This is a genomic window from Sorangium sp. So ce302, assembly GCF_051530145.1.
GTDB lineage: Bacteria > Myxococcota_A > Polyangia > Polyangiales > Polyangiaceae > Sorangium > Sorangium cellulosum_B.
In genome coordinates, this window is record NZ_CP150326.1 from 10,007,415 (window position 1) to 10,033,830 (window position 26,416).

A 26,416-nucleotide genomic window follows, 5' to 3' on the forward strand; every position below is an offset into this window, starting at 1 on the left:
GCGCTCTCCTTCGCGCCGTCCTCCCGCGGCGCCACGGTCTCACCTTCTCCCCGCCCGCCTCCCCGCGGAACGCTGTCGAACATGGACCAGGCCACGCACAACCGCATCATCTCCTTCATCTGGGGTATCGCCGACGACGTGCTCCGCGACGTCTTCGTCCGCGGAAAGTATCGCGACGTCATCCTCCCCATGTGCGTCCTGCGCCGCCTCGACGCGGTGCTGGAGCCGACCCGCAAGCAGGTCTGGGAGACCAAGGCGCTGCTCGACAAGGCACGTATCACCGAACAGAGCGCTGCGCTCACGGCCGCCTCCGGCCAGGCCTTTTACAACACCTCCCGGTTCAGCCTGCGCGATCTGAAAGGCCGCGGCAACCCGCAGCAGCTCAAGGCCGACTTCGAGGACTACCTCGACGGCTTCTCGCAGAACGTGCAGGAGATCCTGCTCAACTTCGAGTTTCGCAACGTCCTCGCTCGTCTGTCGAAGAACGACGCGCTTGGCACCCTGATCGAGAAGTTCTTCGACTTCGAGACGAACCTCAGCCCGTTCCCGGTGCTGAACGCCGACCGCACCGTGCGGCTCCCGGCCATGGACAACCACTCCATGGGTACCGTGTTCGAGGAACTGATCCGCAAGTTCAACGAGGAGAACAACGAGGAGGCCGGAGAGCACTGGACGCCCAGGGACGCGGTGCGGCTCATGACCACGCTCATGTTCCGTCCCATCGCCGACCGGGTGAAGTCTGGCTCCTACAAGCTCTACGACTGTGCCTGCGGCACGGGGGGGATGCTCACCGTCGCCGAGGAGACGCTCCAGCGCATCGCCGCCGAGCACCGCCAGGCGGTGAAGACGCACCTCTACGGCCAGGAGATCAACCCCGAGACTTACGCGATCTGCAGGGCCGACCTGCTCATGAAGGGCGAGGGAGATCAGGCCGAGCACATCATCGGCGGCGCCGAGCACTCGACGCTCTCGCACGATGCCTTCCCGGCCGAGGTGTTCGACTTCATGCTCGCCAACCCACCCTACGGGAAGAGCTGGAAAAAGGACCTGGAGCTCTTGGGCGGCAAGGACAAGATGCGCGACCCGCGCTTCAAGGTGATGCACAAGGGCGAGGAGCTGTCGCTGGTCACCCGATCGAGCGACGGGCAGCTCCTCTTCCTCGCCAACATGGCCTCGAAGATGAACCACAAATCGGCGCTGGGCAGCCGTATCGCCGAGGTCCACAACGGCTCGTCGCTGTTCACCGGCGACGCCGGGCAGGGCGAGAGCAACATCCGGCGCTGGCTGTTCGAAAACGACTGGGTGGAGGCCATCGTCGCGCTGCCGCTCAACATGTTTTACAACACCGGGATCGCGACCTACGTGTGGCTGTTGAGCAACCGGAAAGAGGCCCGACGGAAGGGCAAGGTGCAGCTCATCGATGCAAGCGGCTGGTTCAAGCCGCTGCGGAAGAACCTGGGGAAGAAGAACTGCGAGCTGTCCGAGGAGGACATCGCGCGGGTGATGGCGGCCTACGAAGCGTTCACCGAGAGCAAGCAGTCGCGGGTGTTCGACAACGAGGCGTTCGGGTACTGGAAGGTGACGGTGGAGCGGCCGTTGCGGCTCCACAGCCAGTTGACGACCAAGGCGATCGAGGGGCTGCGGTTCGCGTCGGGGGACGAGGACATCCGGAGCGTCTTGTATGACGAGCTCGGGGATGCGCTCTTCGAGGACTTCGGCAAGGTGAAGGTGGCGCTCGAGAAGCGGCTGGCGGCCTGGGGCGACGGGGACAGCGACGACGAGGGCGAGGAGGACGCACCGAAGAAGGGTCTTCCGGAAAAGAAGAAGAAGAAGCTGCTCGACCCGAAGACGTGGGAGCGCGACGGGCGGCTGGTGGAGACAGCGACGGCGCTACGGAAGACGCTCGGGGGCGGGGTGTTCGAGGATCATAACGAGTTCCGGCGGAAGGTGGATGCGGCGCTCGATAAGCTGGACAGGAGGTTCGGTGCGTCCGACCTGAAGCTGCTGCTGCGCGCGGTGAGCTTCCGGGAGGAGACGGCGCCGCCGGTGATCGCCAAGATTCATAAACCAGGAAAGGCGGCGGACCCGCTGCGGGGGCTATATGAGGCGTCGGTCGAGGGCAAGAGGTGCGTCGTCGAGTACGAGCCGGACACCGACCTCCGTGACACGGAGCAGGTGCCGCTGCTGGAGGAGGGGGGCGTCGAGGCGTTCTTGCGGCGGGAGGTGCTGCCTTATGCGCCGGACGCGTGGCTCGACGAGAGCAAGACGCAGATCGGGTATGAAGTAAGCTTCGCTCGCACGTTCTACAAACCAGCGCCGCTCCGATCACTGGACGAGATTGCAGCGGACATCCGCGCGATCGAGAAAGCGGCCGAGGGGTTGCTCGAAGGGCTCGTGAAGCGGGGCGCCGCATGATCGAGGATCTCAAGCCGTATCCCGAATACAAGAGCTCTGGAATCCTGTGGCTCTCGCGGATCCCCGCCCATTGGGAAATCTCGCGCAGCAAAAGACTGTTCTCCGCGCGCAAGGAACTCGCGTTGCCGGAAGACGTGCAGCTTTCGGCGACGCAGGCGTATGGGGTAATTCCGCAGTCGGAATTCGAGGAGAGAGTCGGCCGGCGTGTCGTGAGGATCTCCATGCACTTGGAGAAGCGTCGTCACGTTGAAAAAGACGACTTCGTCATCAGCATGAGGAGCTTTCAGGGCGGCCTGGAGCGCGCATGGGCATCAGGCGCAATTCGCTCCTCTTACGTCGTCTTGAAGTCGGAGTCTGGGGTCGACATTGGCTACTTCGCCCACCTCTTCAAGTCCGCCGGTTACATCCGCGCGCTCCAGTCAACGGCCTCTTTCATCCGAGACGGCCAGGACCTAAATTTCAGCAACTTCGCTCGTATCGATCTTCCGTTGCCACCGCTCGCCGAGCAGTTTACCATGGGCCGCTTCCTCGACCATGCAAACCGCCGCTTCGACCGTTTCATCCGGGCGAAGCGGAAGTTGATCGCGCTCCTGAACGAGCAGAAGCAGGTCATCATCCACCGCGCCGTTAGCCGTGGCCTTGCGCCACACGTTCCGATGAAGGACTCGGGGGTTCCGTGGCTGGCGGAGATTCCCGCGCATTGGGACGCATTGCGCTCGAAGTACGTCTTTCGAGAGATCGACAAGCGTTCCGCACGCGGAGAGGAGACGCATCTTTCTATGAGTCAGAAGATGGGGCTGGTTCCCAGTTCCAGTCTCTCTGAGAGACGGCTTATGTCGAAGACCTACGCCGGCGGAAAGCTTTGTGAGAGAGATGATCTCGTCCTGAATCGCCTCAAAGCCCATCTGGGCGTCTTTGCACTAGCTCCCGAGGCCGGAGTGATCAGCCCAGACTACACGGTATTTCGCCCTGTTCGGACGATTGAACCCCGGTACTTCGAGGCGGTCTACCGCACCCCGGCATGTCGAGTTGTTCTCCGACAGAAGGCGAAGGGTATCGTTCAAGGGTTCTGGCGCCTCTACACGGACGACTTCTACGACATCGGCGTCCCGGTTCCCCCTCTCGAGGAGCAACGGGCGATCGTCGAGCATCTGGAAGGCGAGCTCACGGAACTGCACTATGCTCTTTCGCAGGCAGAGCGAGAGATCTCACTGATTCGCGAATACCGCACCCGCCTCATCGCCGACGTCGTCACCGGCCAGCTCGACGTCCGCGCCGCGGCCGCCCGCCTCCCTGCCTCCGACCCAGACGAACCTGCCCCCACCGATCTCGAAGACGACGCCACCGACGACGACCTCGACGAGGACGAGCCCGAATGACCGCCCCGCTCGCCCCCATCCCTGCCGTCCTCGTCGACGAGCTGCGCCGCCTCATCGACCAGAGCCGCGCCGCCGCCGCCCGATCCATCAACAGCGAGCTCGTCTGGCTCTACTGGCAGGTCGGCCGCCGCCTTCGCGAGCACGTCGTCGGCGAGGGGCGGGCTGCGTACGGCGAGCAGGTCGTCGCCGACGTGGCCGCCGCCCTCTCGGCCGAGTACGGCCGCGGCTTCGGCAAGCGCAACCTCCACCACATGCTGCGCTTCGCCGAGGTTTTCCCCGACCCGGACATTGTGCACGCGCTGCGTGCACAGTTGAGCTGGACCCACCTCCGGGAGATCATCGCCCTCGACGACCCCCTCCAGCGCCGCTTCTACGTCGAGCTCTGCCGCCTCGAAGGCTGGAGTACCCGGACACTGCAGGAGAAGATCGCCGGCATGCTCTTCGAGCGCACCGCCATCGCGAAGCGCCCGGAGGCCGTCGTTCAAGAAGCGCTGTCCGCGCTCGGCGAGGGCGGCCGGATGACGCCCGACCTCGTCTTCCGCGATCCGTACGTCCTCGACTTCCTCGGCCTGCCCGCCTCTTTCGGCGAGCGCGAGCTGGAGGCCGCCATCCTGCGGGACCTGGAGGGTTTCCTCCTTGAACTGGGACAGGGCTTCAGCTTCATCGCGCGTCAGAAGCGGATGAGCATCGGCGCCGAGGATTTCTACCTCGACCTGCTCTTCTTCCACCGTCCGCTGCGAGCCCTCGTGGCCGTCGAGCTCAAGCTCGGCCGCTTCGACGCCCGCGACAAGGGGCAGATGGAGCTCTACCTGCGCTGGCTCGACAAGCATGAGCGCCAGCCCCACGAAAACCAGCCGCTCGGCCTCATCCTCTGCGCCGACAAGAACGAGGAGCAGATCGAGCTGCTCCAGCTCAGCGAGGGTTCGATCCGCGTGGCGAGCTACCTGACGGAGCTGCCCCCGCGCGCGCTCCTCGAGAAGAAGCTCCTGGAGGCAATCACCCACGCGCGCACGCAGCTCGGCGCCGCACCGCGGCCGATCACGAGCGGGGGTGAACCGTCGACCTGAGCCGAGGAGGAGACCGCGTGACCACCGACACCAGCGAGAAGGGCTTCGAATCGCTCATCGTCCGCGCCATGACCGGGCGGATCGACATCGTCTCGCCGACCTACCTTGCCGCCGAACCCTCCACCCCCGTTGCGGGCGGAACCGGCTGGCTCCTCGGCGATCCGAAGCACTACAACCGCGTAGCCTGCGTCGACGTCGTCCAGCTGCGCGGGTTCCTCCTCGCCACCCAGCCGAGGCTCGACGAGCCCCTCTCGCTCGGTTCGGACACGCCGACGCGCCGCCTGTTCCTCGCGCGCCTGGAGAAGGAGATCGGCAAGCGCGGGGTCGTCGACGTGCTGCGCAAGGGCATCGACCACGGCCCGCATCATATCGATCTCTTCTACGGCACTCCCTCCCCGGGCAATCGAAGGGCCGAGGAGCGCTTTTCCCGCAACCGCTTCAGCGCCACGCGCCAGCTGGCGTACAGCGACGACGAGACGCGCCGCGCGCTCGATCTCGCCCTGTTCGTCAACGGCCTACCCGTCGCCACCTTCGAGCTCAAGAACAGCCTCACCAAGCAGACTGTGGCCGATGCTGTCCAGCAGTATTGCGAGGACCGCAACCCCAGAGAGCCGCTCTTCGCCTTGAGCCGCTGCGTCGCCCACTTCGCCGTGGACGACGCCGAGGTGCGGTTCTGCACCGAGCTCAAGGGCAAGGGTTCGTGGTTCTTGCCCTTCAACCAGGGAACCAACGGGGGGGCCGGGAACCCGCCCAACCCGGACGGCTTGAAGACCGCCTACCTCTGGGAGCGCGTGCTCACCCCCGCGGGACTCACGGACATTCTCGAGAATTACGCGCAGATCGTCGAGGATCCGGATCGACGCACCGGCAAGAAGAAGCGCCAGCAGATCTTCCCTCGCTATCACCAGCTCGATGTCGTGCGGAAGCTGCTCGCCGACGTCCACGAGCACGGGGTCGGCAGGCGTTACCTGGTCCAGCACTCGGCGGGCAGCGGCAAGTCCAACTCGATCGCGTGGCTCGCCCACCAGCTCATCGCGGTGAAGAGAGGCGACAAGGACGCTTTCGACTCGATCATCGTGGTCACGGACCGCCGCATCCTCGACGAGCAGATCCAGCAGAATATCAAGCAGTTCGCCCAGGTGAGCGCCGTGGTCGGCGCCGTCACCGGCGCGGGGGGCTCGAAGACGCAGCAGCTCTCGAAATTCCTCGCGTCCGGCAAGAAGATCATCATCACCACCGTCCAGACCTTCCCCTTCCTGCTGAAGGAGATCGATGACGCTCACCGCGGCGGGCGGTTCGCGATCATCATCGACGAGGCCCATTCGAGCCAGGGAGGCAAGACGGCGACGGCGATGAGCGAGGCGCTGGCCGACGTCGCCGAGGACCCGGAGGACGTGGTCAACGACGAGCTCCAGCGGCGTATGGCCGCGCGCAAGCTGCTCACGAACGCGAGCTACTTCGCGTTCACGGCGACGCCCAAGAACAAGACCCTGGAGATGTTCGGCGAAGCGCTCCCGCCCGACGCCGAGGGCAAGATCCGGCATCGGCCCTTCCACAGCTACACGATGAAGCAGGCCGTGGCTGAGGGCTTCATCCTCGACGTCCTCGCGAGCTACACGCCGGTCAACAGCTACTACAAGCTGGTCAAGACCATCGAGGGCGACCCCGAGTTCGACGTCAACAAGGCGCGGAAGAAGCTGCGCCGATACGTGGAGAGCCACGACACCGCGATCCGCCTCAAGGCCGAGATCATGGCCGACCACTTTCACGAGCATGTGATCGCGCTCCGCAAGATCAACGGCCGGGCGCGGGCCATGGTGGTCACCAGCGGGATCGAGCGGGCCGTACAGTACTTCCACGCGTTCCAGGCCTACCTCCTCGAACGCAACCGCCCCTACCGCGCCATCGTGGCGTTCTCCGGCGAGCACGATTTCGGGGATGGCAAGGTCACCGAGACGAAGCTGAACGGTTTTCCCAGCTCGGAGATCGTCGACCGGATCCAGGAGGACCCGTATCGATTCTTGATCTGCGCCGACAAGTTCCAGACCGGCTACGACGAGCCTCTCCTCCACACCATGTACGTGGACAAGCCGCTGTCGGGCATCAAGGCCGTCCAGACGCTCTCACGCCTCAACCGCGCGCACCCCGACAAACACGACGTCTTCGTCCTCGACTTCCAGAACGACGTCGAGACCATCACCAAGGCCTTCGCCGACTATTACCGGACCACGATCCTGAGCGAGGAGACGGACCCCAACAAGCTCCACGATCTGAAGGCGGCGCTCGACGCCTGGCAGGTCTACGCGCCGGAGCAGGTCGAGGAGGTGGTCACGCTCTTCCTGAGCGGCGCGGAGCGGGACAAGCTCGATCCCATCCTCGACGCCTGCGTGGCGGTCTATCTCGAACGTCTCGACGAGGACGGGCAGGTTGACTTCAAAGGCAAGGCGAAGGCGTTCGTCCGGACCTACGAGTTCCTCGCCTCCGTGCTGCCATACTCGAACGCGGCGTGGGAGAAGCTCTCCATTCTCCTGAACTTTCTCATCCCGAAGCTGCCGGCGCCGAAGGAGGAGGACCTGTCTCGGGGGATCCTCGAATCCATCGACATGGACAGCTATCGCGTGGAGAAGCGGGCCGCGCAGAAGCTTGCCTTGCCCGACGAGGAGGGGGTCGTCGGTCCCGTGCCCGTGGCCGGCGGAGGCCACCGGCCCGAAGCGCAGATGGATCGGCTGTCGAACATCCTCAAGAGCTTCAACGAGCAGTTCGGCACCTTTTTCGGCGACGCCGATCGCCTCTTCCAGCGCCTCGTCAACGACGTCGCGCCAAAGGTGGCGGCCGATGCCGCGTACCAGAACGCCAGGCGGAATACGCCAGAGACCGCGCTGCTCGAGCTCGACAAGGCGCTCGGCAGGGAGATGCTCGGCCTGCTCAAGGACGAGACGGAAGCCTACAAGCAGTTCGTCCAGAACCCGTCCTTCAAGCGCTTCGTGACGGATCTGGTCTACCGGTTGATATCGGAGAGGTCCGACGACACGCCGCCGACGTCGCCGCGTCCTCACGGAGCTGGAGGGGCACACAGGCAGCTCGCCGAGCGCCTGGCGTTGTCGGCCGACGCCTGCGATCGGCTGGGAGCCGAGCTCCTGGCCGTGCTGGAGCGAGAGGGCCGCATCAGCTTGGCCGACACGCTCCGAACGGCTGTCGCTCGCGGGCTGACCGAAGCGGACGGTGTCGCCGCCGTCGAGCGCCTGGCCCGCCCGCAGTCCGCGGGGCTCCGCCGCTTCTACGTCGACCGATCCGGGTCGCAGCCACGCCTGGTACCACCCGATGAAGTGCGGCGACTGTTCTTGGCTTCCAGTGAAGACAGGGCCGCCCGCGCCGCGTGGGCCTCGCAGATCGAGGTCATTTGGGCTGCTGCCGAGCAAGATGTCCTGCGCGATGGAGGTGCGGCATGAAGTCGCGAGTTGCCTTCGACAGCTCCCTGGAACGCCTCTTCGGTCTGCTCGAGACGCACAACCCGAACCTCCTCGCTCTCCTGCGAGCGAAAACGGAGGGCGAGTTCATCGAGGCGACCGAAGGAGCCATTGACAGCGCGATACGCACTATCGAGAGCGGCGCCAAGCAGTACTCCAAGCTCGGCGAGCGCGGGCTGTCGTTGCTGCTAACTGATTTCCTGAACAAGTCCGGTTATCAGGCGACCGCCGAGCGGTACGTCAACGGGCATGTCGACGTCGTGATCGAGCACGCGTTTGGTCGACGATGGAAATACCTGGGCGAGTGCAAAATCCACAAGAGCTACCGGTACCACATCGACGGATGCAAGCAGGTGCTCGGGTACTGCACCGGCCGTGAGCGGCGAGTCTTTTGCTTAGATTTCTTCAACGGAGCAGGAATGTACCAGAAGCTCGCCAAGCTGCGAGAGCGGATGGATGTGGAGGAGCCGCTGGAGCAAACCGCACCCAGCCAGGGGCACGCGATCGCGGGAGCGTTCGTTACGATCCACACGCACAAGAGCAAGAGGGGGGTGGAGCTCCTGCACCTTGGGTGCTCGGTGCCAAAGCCATGACGCGCGCCGATACGGCGACGTCTTGGCCGATCCGAGCCGACGTCTCGCAGCGGCGCTATGGCGCCGCGCCCCGGCTCCGGCAGGGGCCCCGGAGCCGCGCTCGCCTTCGCTTCAGATCGCCGACTTCACGAGGCGCAGCCGCTTCTCGGCCTGTCCCCGCTCGCCGAGCCGCAGCTCCGAGGCGGCGGGCGCGCGGCGCCGCACCGGCTGGTGCAGCCTGGCGCTCGCCAGGATGGCCTCGCACAGGTCGCCGAACTCGTAGCCTGCGGCCTCCGCGATCTTCGGCAGGAGGCTTGTCTGGGTCATGCCCGGCAGCGTGTTCACCTCGAGCACGTACTCGTTCTCTCCGCCGGTCACGAGCAGATCCACCCGCACCGCGCCCGTGCACCCGAGCGCCTGGGCCGCCCGCTCCGCCAGGTTCAGGACGCCGCGGTAGCGGGTCGGCGGGAGGCGCGCCGGCATGTGGTACTCGGTCATGCCCGGCGTGTACTTGGCCTCGTAGTCATAGAGCCCCTTCTTCGGGACGATCTCGATCGCACCAAGGACCTTCCCGTCCAGGATCCCCACGTTGACCTCGGTCCCCGCCACGAACCGCTCCACGATGGCGGCGTCGTCGAACTCGAACGCCAGCGCGAGCGCCGACTTCAGCTCCTCGAGCGATCCGACCTTGGTCACGCCGAGGCTCGACCCCTCGCCGCGCGGCTTGACGATGACGGGGAACCCGAACGAGCCATGGACGGCATCGAGCTCCTCGAGGTCCTGATTCGCGCCCACAGTGTAGTAGGGAGGCGTCGGCACGTTGTGCAGCCGGAACATCTCCTTGGCCTTCAGCTTGTCCATCGCGAGGGCGCTCGCGAGCACGCTCGACCCCGTGTACGGAACCTGGGCGAGCTCCAGGACGCCTTGCACACACCCGTCCTCACCGAGACGTCCGTGCAGTGCCAGGAACGCCGCGTCGAGCCGCGCGCGCTGCAGCGTCGCGCAGAGCTCCGCGCCGAACCTGTCCCCGAGTGTGATCCGCACGACATCGTGCCCGCGGGCCTCGAGCGCCTCGGCGACGGCCGCTCCCGAGCGCAGGGACACGTCGCGCTCACCCGACGAGCCGCCCATCACGACGCCCACCCGCTTCCGGACTTGCCGTTCCACCATCGAAGAACCTCCGTCGCCTTCCCGTGCGGACACCAACACCACGTCAGCTCCTTCCAGTACAGTCCAGCTGCCGGAGAGGTGCTGCGCAAAAACCAAGCCAGCTGCTCCCAAGGCCAAAATCCGCGGCCTTGTCAGCGGAGGGCGCTATTCCTGAGCTGTGGTTGAGGAAAACCGCGCCCGCCCGCCGTGTTCACCTGCCCACGGCGTGCCGACCGCCAACCCGGTATCAAGGCCCGCGGCGGAGGTCAACTAAACGGAGCGATCGCGCCGTCGAGGGAGACGGGCGCAGCTGGGGCCATCTCGCGGCGTATTCGGGAGTCTGCGGCCACGGCGGGGCAGCTCCGCGCGCCCTCCCGTGCGGGGTGGTGCAGGCGCGTCGGGCGCTTCGCACCTCGCGAATCGATGGCGCGCAGCACCCGAGATCCGGCACACGAGATCCTCTGAAAGGCGATCGCGCTCTCGCCTGCTCGCGGCGCCGGCGGCGGCCGAGCGAGGCACTCGCCTGCAGATGACATGATAATTCTTCGCCCCTCCCCGCAAGTGGTTGCAAGCGGAAGTGACCCTCATTCCGGCGCGGGAGAGCGCTTTTCTGCTCCGCGGCCTCACACCCTTTGGTAGGCTCTCTCGGCCCATGCGGAGAACACTTGGCGCCCATGGGCCAGGTTCGATCCTGCGGAGTTCCCCGGCTCGGTTGCGGAGGACACCCTGCAGCGGCCTCGTCAAAAGACCCGTCGAGCGTGAGCTCTCGAGGTGCCAGGGTAGGGTTGCCCGCGTGCTCGTTTCCGACCTTGTCGCCACCTCCGAGCGTGTCGCCGCGCTCTCTCGCCGTGTCGAGAAGATCGGCGCGCTCGCCGCGCTCCTGCGCCGCCTCTCGCCCGCGGAGGTACAGATCGGCGTCGACTGGCTCACCGGTCGGGTGCGCCAGGGGCGGCTCGGCCTCGGGCCTTCGGTGTTCGCAGAGGCCCGCCGGGCCTCTCCTTCTGTCGCCCAGCCTGCGCTCACCCTGGGGGACGCCGACGCGGTCTTCACGGAGATCGCGCGCGCCTCGGGGCCGGCGGCCGGGGGGGAGCGCCGCGCGGCGCTGGCGGGGCTGTTCGCGCGCGCCACCGATCTCGAGCGCGACTTCTTCGCGCGGCTCCTCGCCGGCGAGCTCCGCCAGGAGAGGCTCGAGCCGGTCATGGTCGACGCGGTGGCGCGCGCGGCGCGGGTGCCGCCGGCCTCGCTGCGGCGCGCGGTGATGCTCGCCGGCGACGCGGCGGACGTGGCCAAGGCCGCGCTCCTCGAGGGGGCGCTCGGCCTCCAGCGCTTCTCGCTGCAGCTGCTCCGCCCCGTGCAGCCGATGCTGGCGCAGTCGGCCGATGACGTCGCGACGGCGCTGAGCGAGCTCCGCGCGATGGCGCTGGAGTGGAAGCTCGACGGCGTGCGCGTGCAGGCGCACAAGGCCGGCGACGAGGTGCGCGTCTTCAGCCGCGGCCTCGGCCCGGTCACGAAGGCGGTCCCCGAGATTGTCGAGATCGTCCGGGCGCTCCCGGTCCGCTCGGTCGTGCTCGACGGCGAGGCGCTCGCCTTTCGCCCGGACGGCGCGCTGCACCCGTTCCAGGTCACGATGCGCCGCTTCGGCCGCGCGCACGACGCGGCCGCGCTGCGCGCCGAGCTGCCGCTGCGCGCCCTGTTCTTCGACGTGCTGCACCTCGACGGCGAGGATCTGCTCGACCGGCCCGGCAGCGAGCGCACGGCCGCGCTCCGGCAGGTGCTCGACCGGTCGCTGCGTGTCCCGCGCATCGAGCTGCCGACGGCGGCCGAGGCCGAGGCGTTCTTCGCCGACGCGCTCGCCCGCGGCCATGAGGGCGTGATCGCCAAGTCGCTCGCCGCGCCCTACGAGGCGGGGCGGCGCCGCGGCTCATGGCTCAAGGTGAAGCGGGCGCGCACCCTCGACCTGGTGGTGCTCGCGGCCGACTGGGGAACCGGCCGGCGCCGGGGGCTGCTCAGCAACCTGCACCTCGGGGCGCGCGATCCCGGCGCGGGAGGCTTCGTCCTGCTCGGCAAGACGTTCAAGGGCATGACCGACGAGGTGCTCGCGCGGCAGACGCAGCGGCTGCTGGAGCTCGAGATCGGCCGCGACGCAGACACGGTGTACGTGCGGCCGGTGGTCGTCGTCGAGGTCGCCTTTGACGGCGTGCAGGCGAGTCCGCGGTACCCCGGGGGGGTCGCGCTGCGGTCTGCGCGGGTGAAGAGGTACCGGCCTGACAAGGCTGCAGGGGAGGTCAGCACGATGGATGAGGTGCGGGCGCTCCATGCGGGTGCGCTCGCGCGCGAGGCGGCCGAGAAGGGGCAGGCGGAGGGTGGAGGAGAGGAGTTGGGGGACGGATGACGCTCGGGGCGAGCCGTCCGTCTCAGAGCGGCAGGCGCGCGAGGAGGAAGCCGAGCCAGCCCTCACTCTTCTGTGCCTCGGTGAGGCTCATCACGGTCATCAGGTGTCCTGTCGCGTCAGTACCCGGCGCCTCCCGGGAACCGCGCCTCCCGTCGTTTCCGGGGGCTCTCGATCGTCTGCGGGCGAGGTTCGCCCTTGCTGCTATTGAAGCGCGCCGCGCGAGGGCGGGTCGTCGAAGCAAGCTCCGTCGAGATCGGTCGACAGCGCCGCGAGCGGCGTCCCGCTGCTCACGGCGGGGCTGTCCGGCTTGAGGTGATAATCCCCACCGGCGACGTCGACGAACCCCGGATCGATCCCTGCCATCGAGCCGTCGTCCGTGAGCGGCAACCCGACCGGACTCGACGCCTCCGGATCGTCGGCCGCGTACCACAGGTTCGTGTGCAATGAATTCGTCGCCAGCGTCGGGAACGACGGGGGATAATACTCCGTCGCCCCGACGTCGCTGCGGCGATAGTACGTGATGTTGTTGACGAAGCGATTGTCCGCCGTCGCCCGAACCCTGGGGTTTCCGCCCACGCCTCCCGACCCGGGAAAGTACGACAGCAGGCTGTGGTTCGGGAACACGATGGTGTTGTTGGCGACCAGGCACCCCACACAGCCGTTGAAAGAGACCGCCACGCCGGGCGCCACGATCAGGTTTCCGAGCACGCGTACGTCCTGCACCTCGATGATGTCGGCCCCCGGCGCGACCGGCGGGCGAAACGCCTCGGGCGACACGATCGTGCCGAGCCGGACCCCGTAGGCCCCGACGATATCGAAGATGCGATTGTTGCGGATCTCGACGTCCGAGCTGCCGCCCCCGATCACGACGCCCTTGCCGAGCGCATTGCCGGCGACCACGCCGCGGTGCGAACCCATGATCTCGAGCCCTTCAGTCTTGTCCAGGTCCATGAACTCGCTGTCCAGCAGCCAGAAGTCGTGGAGTCCGGCCAAGCGCACAGCCTTGGCGGAATACGTGTAGATGCCGCGTACGGACACGCGCTCGACAGCGACGAATTGCGTCGCTGTCGGATCGGCGTATGCCTCGCCGTCATCGACGATGAGCGCGGGGACATCTCTGGTGGGCAAGGTCTGGGTGATCTCGAGGTCGTGCATCACCACGTGGCGCAGCCGCGAGAAGTGCAGGACCGGGTCCCCACCGACGAATACCGGCCGCTCCTCCCCCGGTGCACCGCCGATCCAGATCGGCGCCTCGGCGGTGCCGGCGACGTCGCTGATCTGCTCGGGCTCGTACGTGCCGGCGTGGATCCGCACCGCCGTCCCCGGAGTCGCCGCGCTCACGGCCGCGGCGAGGGTCGAGCACGGTGCCTCCTCCGTCCCGCACCCCGCGGCGTCCGTCCCGCCGGGCGCCACGTGGAGGAACACCACCGGCTGCTTGCCGGCCGCGAAGTGGGGTAGGTTCGCGCAATCCACCGGCTCGCCGGACGGCTCTCCTCCACCGCCGCCATCCGAGCCGCCGCCCTGCCCTGGACCGCCGCCCTGCCCTGGACCGCCGCCCTGCCCTGGACCGCCGCCCTGCCCTGGACCACCGCCCTGCCCTGGACCGCCGCCCTGCCCTGGACCACCGCCCTGCCCTGGACCGCCGCCCTGCCCCGGGCCGCCGCCCCAACCCCCCACGCCGTCACCGCCGGATCCGCCCGATCCAGCGCCATAAGCGCCGCTCGAATTGACGGCCGGATCGGCCTCACGGCTCTCACCGCATCCGGCGAGGATGATGGCAGGGGCAAGGATCAACAGGACAGAAGCGATAATGCGCATGGCGTGACCTCCGCGCAGCAGGCTACGTCCCCGCCCGAGGATCGCCCCTTAATCCCATCTTAAAGCGATTCGCGCGCTCCTTCGCGCGGCGCCATCGCCCTTGCTCTCTCATCCATTTCGCAGGCCCGCGGAGAGGGTGTTCGCGGGGAGGGGTGGGGGATGGGCCGATGTCTCCGTCGAGTTCGGAAACATTGCCTCCTTGTCGGGGTATGCGCCCCTCCGGACAGAAGGGCGGATGATCGACAAGTATCGGTCCCCCCTGGGCTCTCTGGCCAGAGGGGAGATCGCGGTGCTCCCGTCGCGAAGGCGCACCATGGATCCCACGGAGGCAGGCGCACGAGGGGGAAGCGTTGAGGAGGGCGCTGAGGCGGCACAGGAGGGGCGGCGGGGCCGCGCAGTGTATGAGCGGAGCCCTGGTAACACTTCAGACCGGGAGCGGCGGGCGACGGGGGCCGGAGGAGAGGAGGGGGCGGGGGATGGATGAGGCTCGGGGCGAGCTGTCCGTCTCAGAGCGGCAGGCGCACGAGGAGGATGCTGTTCAAGCCTAGGGCCTTGTGGGTGCCGAAGGCGGTCTGTGGGGCGTCGCTGTTGTTGAAGTTACTCACGATCGACAAGTCTCCTTTCGCGTCGAGCGCGGAGGCGGCGCGGCCGAAGGACGCGTCCATTGTGCCGAGCTCGACGAGCCGCCGCCGCGCGACGAACGCCCCGGTGCCTGGCTCGTAGGTGGCGACGTAGGTTCCCGGCTCGTCCAGCGAGCCGCCGCCGAGATCGGTGGGCGCGCTGAACGAGGCGATGAGCGCGAGCCGGCCGTCGGGCGCGAACGAGAGGCTGGTCGAGCCGACCTCGTTGGCCGGAGCCGGAAACGCCTTCGCCCACCGGATCGCGCCGTCCTCGCCGGCGAGCTTCGTGAGGAAGGCGCCGGCCGTGCCGTGGCTCGGCGGGCGCCCGCCGGGGGCGGCGCCCTGTGCGAGCTGGCCGGCGATCAGAACGTCGCCGTGCTCGTCCACGCTCAGCGCCTGCGCCAGGTTGCCGCTGCCCGACCCGATGTCCTGGGATGCACTGACGCGCCTCAACCAGAGGTGGGCGCCGTCCTTCCCCGAGTACTTCGCCACCCAGACCAGACCGCCCGTCACCCCGTCAGAAGTCCCGCCGGTGATATCGTCGTCGGAGTAAGTCCCTGCGACGAGGATATCGCCGCGGACGTCCACGGCCACCCCGCCGATCGGGGGCGGGACCACAATCTTGGCGGCGTGATGCAGGTTTCCCGCGTCCGTGGCGAAGCGGGTCGTCCCGTCGGCGGCGAGCTTGACGAGGGTGAGGCGGTTTTCGGATTCGGCGGCGACGACGACGGCGTTTTCGGGACCGACGGCCACGAAGCCTCCGTGGGAGGAGCCGCTGTCGCCCGGGCGATGCACCCAGCGCGTGGCGCCGTCCCGATCGAGCGCGAGGACGAACATGCCGGATGAGGCGACGTCCGGGTCGTGTGGTTCCGGATCTTCCTGGCCGAAGTCTCCGGCGTCGAACGGACCTCCCGAGTAGTCGCCGACGACGGCGATGCCGTCGTTTCCGTCGATCGCGACCCCCGTGGCCGTCATCAGCTTGCCGCCGAAGCGCCGGGCCCAGCGCAGGGCGCCGTCGTCTGCATACTTGACGACGAAGAGGTCCTTGAACCCGATGAGCGGCGTGGGGCCCGCGCCGAAGTCGACCCCTCCCAGGGCGCTGCCAGCCAGGACGACGTTTGCCCCGCCATCGAGCGCGAGGGCCGCGGCAGACAGACTACGGGGTCCAATGATTTGCCGGTACCAGGCCCCCGCTGGCAGCGATCCCCCGGCGCCCTCGCCGCCATCGGCGCCGCCACCGCCATCGGCGCCCCAGCCGGGGCCAGCGCCTCCGCCTCCCTCGCCGCCATCGGCGCCGCCACCGCCATCGGCGCCCCAGCCGGGGCCAGCGCCTCCGCCTCCCTCGCCGGGACCAGCACCTCCACCGCCCTCGCCGGGGCCAGCGCCTCCGCCGCCCTCGGCGCCCCAGCCGGGGCCAGCGCCCCCGCCACCCTCGGCGCCCCCGCCGTATCCGGCGCCCCCGCCGGGGCCAGTGCCCCCGGCGCCTCCGCCGCCCTCGCCGGGGCCAGCGCCCCCGGCGCCTCCGCCCGCCACGCCGTCGCCGCCGGATCCTCCGGATCCCGCGCTGCTAGCGCTGCTCGATGCGGCGGCCGGCTCGGGCACACGGCTCTCACCGCATCCGGCGAGGGGGATGGTAGGGACAAGGATCAACAGAGCAGAAGCGATGATGCGCATGGCGTGACCTCCGCCGAACAGGCTAGGTCGCCGCCCGAGGACCGCCCCTTAATCCCCTCTTAAACCGACTCGCGCGCTCCCTGCCGCGGCCGGACGAGAGGAGGCGGAGATGGACGATGACGCTCGGGGAGAGCCGTCCGTCTCAGAGCGGCAGGTGCGCGAGGAGGATGTCGGTCCAGCCTTTGCTCTTCAGGGTGCCGAAGCCGGTCTGTAGCTCGCGGTAGAAGTTCGCCACCATCGACAGGTGTCCTTTCGCGTCGAGCACGAAGACGGGGTCGACAGCCTCCGTGTTCTCGCTGCCGAGCGAGACGAGCCGCCGCTGCGCGACGAGCGCGCCGGTGTCTGGCTCGTAGGTGGCGGCGTAGGTTCCCAGCTCGTCCAACGCGCCGCCGCCGAGGTCGGGGGGCGCGCCGAACGAGGCGACGATGAGCGCGACCCGGCCGTCGGGCGCGAACGAGAGGCTTGCCGAGCGGACCCCGAACGTCGGGAACGCCCTTGCCCACCGGATCGCGCCGTCCTCGCCGGCGAGCTTCATGACGAACGCGCCGCGTAAGACATCGTCGATGGATCCCTCGCCGAGGTCGACGCCCTGCGCGAACTGACCGGCGACCAGCACGTCGCCGTGCTCGTCTACGATCAGCGCCTTCGCCATATCGCCGCCGCTAGAACCCAGGTCCCTGGGTTTGCCGAAGTGCCTCGACCAGAGGTGGGCGCCGTCCTCCCCAGAGTACTTCGCCACCCAGGCCTGATTGCCTTTCAGCCCGAGGGTGGCGCCCCCGCCGAGGTCGGCGTCGCCGGTGAAGTCGCCGGCGACGAAGATGTCGCCGTGGAGGTCCACGGCCAGCCCGCCGATCGGGGCCCACAACGGGGCGAGTCCAGACAGGTGTCCCACGTCCGTCGTGAAGCGGGTCGTCCCGTCGGCGGAGAACCTGGCGAGGGTGAGGCGGCCCGCGGACTGGGCGGCCACGAAGACGTCGTTTCCGGGACCGACGGTCACGCGGCCTCCCTGGTCGATGCCGCCGCCGCCCAGGCGGTGCATCCAGCGCGGGCTGCCGTCCCGATCGAGCGCGAGGACGAAGATGTCGGACGAGGGGACCCCCGCGACCTCCGGGTCGTCTACATCCGGCGCTTCCAGGACGAGGTCACCGGCTTCGAGAGGACCCTCCGCGTAGTGGCCGACGACGGCGATGCCGTCGTTTCGGTCGACGGCGACCCCCGTGACCATCGCCTGGTAGCCGCGGAAGCGCCGGACCCAGCGCAGGGCGCCGTCGTCTGCATACGTGGCGACGAAGGGGTCCTCGAAGCCGACGAGCGGCGTGGCGCCCGCGCCGAAGTCGGCCGTTCCCATCGAGCTGCCAGCCAGGACGACGTTTGCTTCGCTATCGATCGCGAGGGCCATGGCCCACTCGCCATCGGGGCTCGAGATCTGCCGATACCAGGCGTCTGCTGGCAGCGATCCCCAGCCGCCGTCCGGGGCGCCGCCCTCACCCGTGCTGCCGCCCTCACCTGGGCCGCCGCCCTCACCTGGGCCGCCGCCCTCACCTGGGCCGCCGCCCTCACCTGGGCCGCCGCCCTCACCTGGGCCGCCGCCCTCACCCGTGCTGCCGCCCCAACCGGGGCCGCCGCCCTCACCCGTGCTGCCGCCCCAACCGGGGCCACCGCCCTCACCCGTGCTGCCGGCCCCCACTCCATCGCCGCCGAAACCTCCTGATCCCGCGCTGGTAGCGCTGCTCGATGCGGCGGCCGGCTCGGGCTCACTGCATCCGGCGAGGGGAATGGCAGGGACAAGGATCAGCAGAGCAGAAGCAATGATGCGCATGGCGTGACCTCCGCCTCACAGGCTAGGTCCCCGCCGCAGGACCACCCCTTAATCCCCTCTTAAACCGACTCGCGCGCCCTCCCGCGGCGCCCCCGCCCTCGCTCTCCCAGCCATTCCGCAGGCGGCTGGCGAGCAGCCCCCTACCGCCGCTTCCCCCCGCCCCCGCCGTCCCCCTCGTCCGTCTCCCCCGTGCGCGGATCGCCCCCTCCCCCCGCGGCCGGCTCCACCGCGACGTAGTGGACCGGCAGCGCCGGATCCAGCGAGTACCCCTCTGCGTCTCTCCGGAGCCACGGCTTCATCCCGAGCTTCCGCAGCTGGTTCATCGCCACGTAGATCCGGTTCGCCGCCGCGCCCGGCAAGATCCGCTCGCCGGGCCACCCCGCCTCCTTCAGCGCGGCCAGGGAGAGCCCTCGGCCGGGCGCAGACCGCTGCTGCTCGGCCAGCGCGTGCAGCAGGCGCCGCGCCGCGTGGCGCTCGCGCAGGTCGTGCCAGCCGCCGCCCGGCGGGCGGACGAAGCGCGCCCCCTCGGTCAGGAGGAGCTCGCCCTCCGCCCGCGCCTCGGGCAGGCCGCCCAGCGCCGCCAGGCTGCGCTCCAGGATCCGGAGCAGCAGCCGCACGTCGTCGGATCGGCTCGCGCTCGACGGCGATCCCTCCCGGGCGCGCCCGATCCTGCGCCGCGCCGCGCCCGCGTGCGCCGCCGCCTCCTCCCCCCGCCCCGCGCGGCGCGCCGCCTGGGCGAGCGCGAGGTCGACGAAGCCGGACGCCACCCGCGCGAGCTCCACGTCGGGCTCGTCCCCGAGCTGCGCGAGCAGCCGCTCCGCGGGCTCGATCGCGCGCCGCGCCTCCTCCACCTCGCCGACCGACGCGAGCGCCGCCCCGAGGCGGCAGAGGGCGATCCCCTCGGAGCGGCGGTCCCCGACCTCGCGGAGCAGCCCCACCGCGCGGCCGTGGCACGCGCGCGCATCGGCGAGGCGCCCCTCCTCGTGGTGGAGCGCGCCGAGGTTGCCGAGCGTGATCGCGAGCAGCCGGAGATCGCCCACCTCGCCGAGGATCGCGGCGGCGCGCTCGTAGCGCCGCCGCGCCTGCGCGGGCGCCCCGCGCTCCTGCTCGAGCAGGCCGGCGTTCGTCGAGAAGATGCCCTCCATCCGGCCGTCGCCGATCTCCGCCGCGATCGCGATCGCCTGCTCGTAGTAGGCGGCGGCCTCGCCCTCGCGGCGCTCGTCGTGGTGGAGCGCGCCGAGGTTGCCGAGCACCCGCCCCTCGGCGCGGCGGTCGCCGAGGGCGCGGTGGAGCGCGAGCGCCTGCGCGTAGTGGTCGCGCGCGCGCTCCATGTCGCGCCGGCCGTGGTGGAGCACGCCGAGGTCCGCGAGGATCCCCGAGAGGAGCGCCTCTGCGCCGAGCGCCGCCGCCTGCGCGCGGGCGCGCTCGAGGTCCTCGAGCGCGGCCTCCGCCTGCCCTCGGAGCCGCCGCGCGCGCCCCCGCGCCGCGAGCGCGCGGGCCACCACGCGCGGATCGGCCGCGAGCGCCTCGGCCGCCGCGAGCGCGCGGTCGAGCAGCTCGAGCTGCGCCCCGAACGGCCCGCGGGTGCTGAGCACGGGCTCGATGGCGCAGAGCGCCCGCAGCGCGCGCTCGGCCGCCGCCTCGGAGCCGGCGCGAGGCGCCGTCGCCAGGGCGAGCGCGCCCTCGGCGACGGCGAGCAGCTCCTCCAGATCGCCGGCGATGCGGTTGAGCGCGTCGAGCGCGCCGCGCCGCTCGAAGTCCGCGGCCGCCGCCTCGCCCGCGGCCAGGTAGAACGCCGCGTGCCGCTCGATCGCGGCCTCGCGCTCCCCGCGCTCGGCGAGCTTCTCGGCGGCGAGCTCTCGCACCACCTCGTAGAGCGCGAAGCGCGTCGCCCCGTCGCTCCTCGGGGGCGCCGCGCGGAGCAGCGACTTGTCGCGCAGCGCCTCGATCCGATCGATCGCGGCGGCGTCAGGCTCCGCGAGGACGGCGGCGGCCGCCGCGAGCGTGAACGGCCCGTGGAAGGCGGAGCAGCAGGCGAGCGCCCGTCGCTCGCGGTCGTCGAGGAGGTCCCACGACCACTCGATCGCGCCGCGCAGCGTCGCCTGCCGCGCCTCCCTGCCGCGCGCCGCGCCCGCCAGCAGATCGAGCCGGCTCCCGAGCCGCGCGAGCAGGCCGCGCACGCCGAGCACGCCCTCGCGCGCCGCCGCGAGCTCGATCGCGAGCGGGATGCCCTCGAGCCGCCGCACCAGCGCGGCGACGTCGGCGAGGTGCTCGTCGCCGGGCGGCGGCGGCGGTGCGGCAGCGCGGTGGGCCGCGGCGCGATCGAGGAAGAGCGCCACGGCCGCGCTGCGCTCGGTCGAGCCCTCCGCGGGGAGGCCGAGAGGGCCGAGCTCGTAGCTGATCTCCCCTGCCAGGCGGGTGCGCTCGCGCGACGTCGCGAGGAAGCGGAGCTCGGGCGCCGCGCGCACCCACGCGTCGAGGGCCGGCGCGGCCTGCTCGAGCACGTGCTCCAGGTTGTCGAGCACGAGCAGCGCCGGCCCCTCGGTCGCGAGGGCGCGGCCGATCCGCTCGACGAGCGTCGCTTCCCGGCGCCCTGCCGCGACCTGCGCTCCGATCGCGCGCGCGACCGCGCCGCAGACGGCGCGCAGGTCGCGGCAGGCGGTGAGCTCGCAGAGCCACACGGCCTCGCCGGCCTGCGCCTCGGCCCACCGGCTGGCGAGCTCCAGGGCGAGGCGTGTCTTGCCCATGCCGGCCGGGCCCCAGAGGGTGACGAGCCGTTCGCCGCGCCGGAGCAGCTCGGCGATCGCGACGAGCTCGCCGTCCCGGCCGATGAAGCGCGACGCGGGCAGGGCAAGGTGCCGCCTCCGCGGCCGAGCTGCGTCCGCCATGCGCCGACCTTCGATCGGACGGGGGCTGGATTCAACGCCGGAGCGGGCGGACGGCGGGGCTGCGGCGGGACGGGCGCGGTGGGACGGCGGAGACGCGGTGGGGCGGCGGAGATGCGGCGCGACGGCGGAGATAGGGCGGGACGGCGGAGATGCGGCGGGGGCTCAGGGTCGCACGAGCGGGGTCACGAGCAGCTTCTTCCGTGCGCCGCTGAGCTCGACCTGCACCTCGATCCCGCGCCGATCGAGCACCGACAGCGGGCGGATCGGCGTCACCTGGGCATAGAGATCGCCGGCGCCGCACCAGGTGCCCTGGAGCGCGGGCGCGTCGGTGTCGTCGGGCGTGAAGACGACGGCGCCGGTGCGGCAGCCGCCGTCGACCGCCGCGTAGAGGCCCTCGATGCGGTCGAGCGCCGCGGGGCGCGCGCGAAAGGCGAGCTCCGCGCCCTCCGGCGTGCGCAGCCGGCCGGACTCGCCGCCCGGATCGGCGGTGGCCATCCACCCGTCGCTCTCGAGCGAGAACGCGCCGCTCGGGTCCTCGGCTCCCTCGAACCACCGGGTCATGATCGCGTAGCTGCTCACGCCGCCGCAGACGTAGAGCGTGACCGTGCCCTCGCCGCGCACGAGGGCGAGCACGGCGTCCGTGCCGTCGACCGTGCCGACCGAGATCTCGGGCGGCGGGGCCTCCGGGTCTGCCGCGCACCCCGCGCAGAGCACGGCGCCGAGCACCCCGGCGGCGCGCGCGAGCGCGCGAGCGCTCTTCATGGAGAAAACGATCCCACCGGAGCGATGAAAAAAGCGCATGGGGTCTTATTTTAGTCGAGACCCGGGGCGGAGGGAGCGGCAGTTCCGTGCCATGAGCAAATGGGAGTCCGTGAGCGCTACGCCCCCCCGTCCGGCGGAACATCGCCGGACAGCCCCTTTCGTCGCGCGGCTCGGACCGCCGCGAGCCAGTGCACCTTGGCCGGGTCGCTGTCCCACGGCGGGGCTTCCCGGTAGAGCGAGTCCCAGAATTCGCGCGCTGCCGCCTCGGCGGTCGCGAGCTCGCTCTCGCCTTCGGGCGCGTCCTCGACGGCATCCACGAGAGCACGCCATGGGTCCGAGTCGTAGCCTCTCAGGTTCGGCCACGGCCTTGCGGGCTCTCCGTCGAAGAGCCCATCGCTGCTCTGGAGATAGCCCTCGTACGCGCTCTGGGCCACGGCGTCTCGCCGGCGACGGTTGACCTCGTTCACGCAGGAGTGGCGGTAGGACTCGGCCCATTCGCGGTCCTCCTCCGGCACGTCCTCTCGCCAGGCGCTCGCATAGAGCTCGCGCAGCTCCTGCAGGAGCACCGCCGACTCCTTGAGAACCGTCGTGTGACGCAACGCGTCCGCGAGGGCTCGGTTGCGCGCCGCGCTCGGTCCGGGGAGAGGAGGCACCCTAAACGTCCAGGAGCGCGCAACATCCACCATCGGGCGGATGGGCCTCGTCATGGAGCTCGGGAGCCCGCGGCGCCCACGCCGAAACCCCCTCCGAAAGGCGCGGAGCGCCGAGGGCCGGTCCACCTCGGGGGCGTCGTCGACCGTCAGCGCCCGCCAGACGGACGTCCGGTGGAGGCGCGCTGTCGGATCGCCCGTCGCGCCCTCGCCCTCGCCCGCGACCGTCTGCTCGAAGTCCACGACGAAGGTAAAAAACGCGCTCTTGACGGCTTCGAGCAGCATCGGCCACGGCGGAGCGGGCTCCTTGTCGAACCTGCCCGTGAGGCTCTGGGGAGAGCCCGCGTCCACCCTCGGGCGGATGGCCTCGGGCCGCGAATCGTCGACCCACCTCCCGAATTTCTCGCGATGCGCCTCGGCCCATGCGCGGTCCGCCTCGGGCAGGTCGTCGTGCCATGCTTCGGCGCACAGCCTGCCCAGGGTCTCGAGGTCCATGTTCCGACCCAGGGCATCCTGGGGCGAAAATAGGTGACTCGCCGTGCCCGCCTCGACCTCGATGCGCCGCATGAGGTACCGCACGCGCGACGTTTTGAGCTTCATGGATGATCCCCTGGCTCACCGCCCGTCGGGTCGGTGGGTTGCTCGCCCGGAAGGTCCGTCGGCCGAGGTGGGCACCCCCAGCCTGGCCCCGCGCCGAGCGGACAGAGGAGCGGGACGAGCTGAGGGGCAGCAAATCCCGGAGGCGGCGCCGGGAGCGAGATCAGCCAGTCGATCAGCTCGTCGAGTGTGATCGATCTGGGGTTCGTCAGGTTGGACGGCACCTTCTCCGGCTCGTAACGAAAATCCCACACGAACCTGCACTCGACGTGCGTCACGCCCGGCACCTGCTCCTCGTGCAGGATCTTGAGATTCATGGCCGCATTGCCCCTGCCTTGAAATTCGTCGGCACACATCGTGTAGGTCACGGGGATATTTCCTCCTTCAAGGAGACACTGGATCAAGTCCTCGACGGTGTACGTCGGCTCCTGGTCGTTCCAGCCGCTCCAGGTGCCGCCGGCCTTCAACCGGCACTGGAGCTTGCCCACCTGATCGTGTTCGTCCTTGTAGGTCAGCAGCCAGCTCAGCGCATTGGTGTTCATTTTCGTTTTCTGCAAGCGCGATAGCGTCGCGGCCGGAAGCGTCGAGATCCGTCGTCTCAGCTCGTCGCGATCGTCGGGATCCACGATCGAGCAGCCAAGGGCGATCACGGTGACCGCGGCGGCCGCCATGGCCTTCAGGAGCAGCTTCATGCGCGCAGGATTCCATGGACAGGCGGTGAGCATCAAGCCATCCGCGCACCCAGTCCCCGCGCCGTGCCTTCCCGATGCGTACCTGGGGGCGTCGCTGTTCCTGAGCGAGTTCGCACGGGCGCGAGAGAGGACCGCGCTTCATCCCCGCGCCAGAGCGGCGCCACCGCCCCAAACCCGACACTGACGCCTGGGACGATATCACCAGAGGTCGGTGGGATGAAAAATGCCTGTGGGGTCATATTTTAGTCGAGACCCGGGGCGGAGGGAGCCGGAGTTCCGCGGTGGACGGCGCCGAGTGCGTGGTGCCCTCTCAACCCAGGTCGAGCGGCGCGAGCGTTCGCGGAGCCGCGCTCGAAGGAGCGGCGCAACTCTGCGCTGCTGGTGAAGGGCGGCTCGGGCGGGCGTCCCCGACCCGGCGATGTTCGGCCAATTGTTCGGCACCGTCACTGCCACTTCTTCGAAGGCGAAGCCCCGGCCAGTGGCGCCGCTTGGGCGCCGGTCACCGTCCTCCAGGTGGTCCGTCGCGGCTTGACCGGCGGCGGCGACCGCTGGTAAGGTCGGCCACCGTCTGCGGGTACGTGGATCGGTGAATCAGGGGAAAACCGATGAACCATCGGCGCGGCGTTCTGCTCGTCGTGTTTGCCTGCGGCTGCTCCATCGTGGGTCCCAGCGATCGCGACGAGCTGAGAGACCGGATCGCGACAATGCCATTCGATCGGACGGGCGGCCAATCCGGAGATTGGCCGTGAAGTGGTGGTCGAACTTCCCACCGGGAGGGGTTCAACTGCGCGAAGCAGTCTTCGGACACGGCCTCTTTACAACCAAAGACCCCAAGTCATGGAACTGGGACCTCGAGAATCTGGGCAGGCATTGCGCCGAAGCGTGGCGAGACGACTTGCTGGAGGAGGACCGCATATGGGCAGAGCGGCACCGCAAGAAGTTCAGACAGTGGATTGACGATTCGCGCCCCCCGGGCGTTGGCCAAGGGAACGCAGGCGCTCTCCCGAGCCGCCACGGACGCTTCGACGGACATCCGGCTCCACCTTGGCCGATGCTGCTGGAAGCCGTCCAGAGCGCATTCTTTTTCATGCTCGAGGCCTTCAAGGAAGAGCACGGGGACACAAGCGAGCTCGCTCCGATTGATCCCACCTCTCGCCTCCACGGGACCTATTTCTGGCGAACGCTGACGTCCGACGATACGGCCGCGGAGATCCGGGCCCAGGCGCTCCGCGCCTTTCGGAGGGGATTTCGGATCGGCCGCCGCGGAAAACCGAGGACGTTGACGCGGCCCATCCCGCCGATGCTGACGTCACCTCGTTACTGGGGCGGACCCGGATTTCCTGAGTTCCCCGGACCGACCGCCGCGCGCGAGCGCGCAATCCAGGCACTGCCGTTTCCGGCGACTCGGGAGGAGCTTACGGCGCGCGAGGAGGAACTGCGCACGCTGTATGCGACCGCATGGAGAGACGATGTGCCGGAGGAGGACCGCATCTGGGCCGCAGCGTTCCGCAACGCGTGCACGATGTCGGTCAACAGTCCCCGGCGAAACGCCCTCGCGCAAAGCGCCTACGAAGGCTATCTCCGGAGCAGCGATGGACGCTTCGGTGGGGAGCCTGCTCGGCCGTGGCCGAGCCTGTGGCACCTCGCCTCGGAACCATGGCGTTCGTTCGTGGACCGCGTCGAGGAGGCGCCCGAAGGCGAGAGCGAGCAGGCGACGACCGAGGCGGCCGTATGGGAATACTGGGACACGCTCTACCAGGAGGCCCCCCCATGGGACAGCGACCCCGACCAATCGCACTGGCTCGCAGCGGTCCGCGCCGCTCGAAGGAAGGCGCAGGCCGACGATGGTCCGCCGGCGATGGACAGGTAGCGCTCGGAGGGGGTCGCGCGCCGGGCTCGTCGCGCTGTCGCTCCTGCCCGCGGTAGCGCGGGCGGAAGAGAGCGCGCCGCCGCGCTGGGAGATCGACGTCAAGGCGACCTACGTCGTGCTGGGGTCGCGTGCCACGCGCGCGACGGGCGGCATCATGCCGTCGGTCACCGGCTTGCGCCGATGGCCCGTCCGCAACGCCGTGGACATCGGCATCGGCGCCGACGTGGGCCTCTTCGGTCTGGGCGGCGACGCGCGCTGGCTCGGCGTGCTGACCGGCCCCACCGCGGCCGTCCGGGGCAGGCCGTTCCGTGCGCCGGTGTCCTTCGAGCTCGCGGCGCGGCTCGACTTCGGGCGCATCCCTGTGTGCAACGCATGGGGGTTGTGCCTGCGGCATCTTGGATTCTTCCCGGCCATGGAGGCCGGCGCGGCCTATCTGTCGACGCAGCATGTGGCGATCGTGGCGACGTGCGGTGTCCGCTTCATCCGCACGCTCGCGTGGTCTGGTGTCAGCGTGGAGCCAGCAGCGGCAGGTCGGATCTTCTGGTAGGTATGACCTTGACGGGCGTAGAGCCCACCGACCCCACG

Annotated in this window: 16 protein-coding genes; 8 read left to right on the forward strand and 8 right to left on the reverse strand. The window is 69.6% G+C overall.

The window, feature by feature from the left end:
• The first annotated feature begins 81 nt into the window (after positions 1 to 81).
• The 5 genes from WME73_RS37890 to WME73_RS37910 are packed head-to-tail and all read left to right on the forward strand — an operon-like array spanning position 82 to position 8,921.
• Positions 82 to 2,415: a type I restriction-modification system subunit M gene (locus WME73_RS37890; RefSeq protein ID WP_437917488.1), complete on the forward strand. Its 2,334-nt coding sequence runs from the start codon at positions 82 to 84 to the stop codon at positions 2,413 to 2,415.
• Entirely contained in the window at positions 2,412 to 3,794 is a 1,383-nt protein-coding gene (locus WME73_RS37895) for a restriction endonuclease subunit S (RefSeq protein WP_437912736.1), read from the forward strand. Before WME73_RS37890 ends, WME73_RS37895 begins: the two co-directional genes overlap by 4 nt.
• On the forward strand, positions 3,791 to 4,861 hold the full coding sequence (locus WME73_RS37900) for a PDDEXK nuclease domain-containing protein (protein ID WP_437912737.1): 1,071 nt from the start codon (positions 3,791 to 3,793) through the stop codon (positions 4,859 to 4,861). The genes WME73_RS37895 and WME73_RS37900 overlap by 4 nt, the downstream gene beginning before the upstream one ends.
• Before the next feature lie 17 nt (positions 4,862 to 4,878).
• On the forward strand, positions 4,879 to 8,310 hold the full coding sequence (locus tag WME73_RS37905; RefSeq protein ID WP_437912739.1) for a type I restriction endonuclease subunit R: 3,432 nt from the start codon (positions 4,879 to 4,881) through the stop codon (positions 8,308 to 8,310).
• Positions 8,307 to 8,921 carry a hypothetical protein gene (locus WME73_RS37910; RefSeq protein ID WP_437912740.1) on the forward strand — a complete coding sequence of 205 codons (615 nt, stop codon included), beginning with the start codon at positions 8,307 to 8,309 and terminating at the stop codon, positions 8,919 to 8,921. Before WME73_RS37905 ends, WME73_RS37910 begins: the two co-directional genes overlap by 4 nt.
• Before the next feature lie 111 nt (positions 8,922 to 9,032).
• Here WME73_RS37910 and WME73_RS37915 read toward each other — a convergent pair whose 3' ends face one another.
• The gene (locus WME73_RS37915) at positions 9,033 to 10,070 is read right to left on the reverse strand and encodes a D-alanine--D-alanine ligase (RefSeq protein WP_437741160.1); all 1,038 of its coding nucleotides are present in this window, start codon (positions 10,068 to 10,070) and stop codon (positions 9,033 to 9,035) included.
• Between the two features lie 772 nt (positions 10,071 to 10,842).
• On the opposite strand from WME73_RS37915, the gene WME73_RS37920 reads away from it, so the two are divergent.
• A complete protein-coding gene (locus tag WME73_RS37920; protein WP_437741161.1) occupies positions 10,843 to 12,441 on the forward strand; it encodes an ATP-dependent DNA ligase in 1,599 nt (532 codons plus the stop codon).
• Between the two features lie 201 nt (positions 12,442 to 12,642).
• On the opposite strand, the gene WME73_RS37925 is transcribed toward WME73_RS37920, so the two are convergent.
• The 7 genes from WME73_RS37925 to WME73_RS37955 form a co-directional block, all read right to left on the reverse strand.
• A complete protein-coding gene (locus tag WME73_RS37925; protein WP_437741162.1) occupies positions 12,643 to 14,259 on the reverse strand; it encodes a hypothetical protein in 1,617 nt (538 codons plus the stop codon).
• Between the two features lie 506 nt (positions 14,260 to 14,765).
• Positions 14,766 to 16,553: a hypothetical protein gene (locus WME73_RS37930; RefSeq protein ID WP_437741163.1), complete on the reverse strand. Its 1,788-nt coding sequence runs from the start codon at positions 16,551 to 16,553 to the stop codon at positions 14,766 to 14,768.
• A 142-nt stretch (positions 16,554 to 16,695) separates the two neighbouring features.
• Entirely contained in the window at positions 16,696 to 18,372 is a 1,677-nt protein-coding gene (locus tag WME73_RS37935) for a hypothetical protein (RefSeq protein ID WP_437741164.1), read from the reverse strand.
• A gap of 140 nt (positions 18,373 to 18,512) precedes the next feature.
• The gene (locus tag WME73_RS37940; protein WP_437912741.1) at positions 18,513 to 21,260 is read right to left on the reverse strand and encodes an ATP-binding protein; all 2,748 of its coding nucleotides are present in this window, start codon (positions 21,258 to 21,260) and stop codon (positions 18,513 to 18,515) included.
• A gap of 162 nt (positions 21,261 to 21,422) precedes the next feature.
• Complete coding sequence (locus WME73_RS37945; protein WP_437741166.1) at positions 21,423 to 22,022, reverse strand: hypothetical protein; 600 nt, start codon at positions 22,020 to 22,022, stop codon at positions 21,423 to 21,425.
• A gap of 116 nt (positions 22,023 to 22,138) precedes the next feature.
• A complete protein-coding gene (locus tag WME73_RS37950; protein WP_437912742.1) occupies positions 22,139 to 23,272 on the reverse strand; it encodes a hypothetical protein in 1,134 nt (377 codons plus the stop codon).
• Positions 23,269 to 23,940 (reverse strand): hypothetical protein, encoded by a 672-nt coding sequence (locus WME73_RS37955; RefSeq protein ID WP_437912743.1) that lies wholly within the window; start codon positions 23,938 to 23,940, stop codon positions 23,269 to 23,271. Before WME73_RS37955 ends, WME73_RS37950 begins: the two co-directional genes overlap by 4 nt.
• Positions 23,941 to 24,706: 766 nt before the next feature.
• On the opposite strand from WME73_RS37955, the gene WME73_RS37960 reads away from it, so the two are divergent.
• Positions 24,707 to 25,831, forward strand: coding sequence for a hypothetical protein (locus tag WME73_RS37960; RefSeq protein WP_437912745.1), 1,125 nt, complete (start codon positions 24,707 to 24,709; stop codon positions 25,829 to 25,831).
• A complete protein-coding gene (locus tag WME73_RS37965) occupies positions 25,806 to 26,378 on the forward strand; it encodes a hypothetical protein (RefSeq protein WP_437912746.1) in 573 nt (190 codons plus the stop codon). Before WME73_RS37960 ends, WME73_RS37965 begins: the two co-directional genes overlap by 26 nt.
• Positions 26,379 to 26,416: the final 38 nt, after the last annotated feature.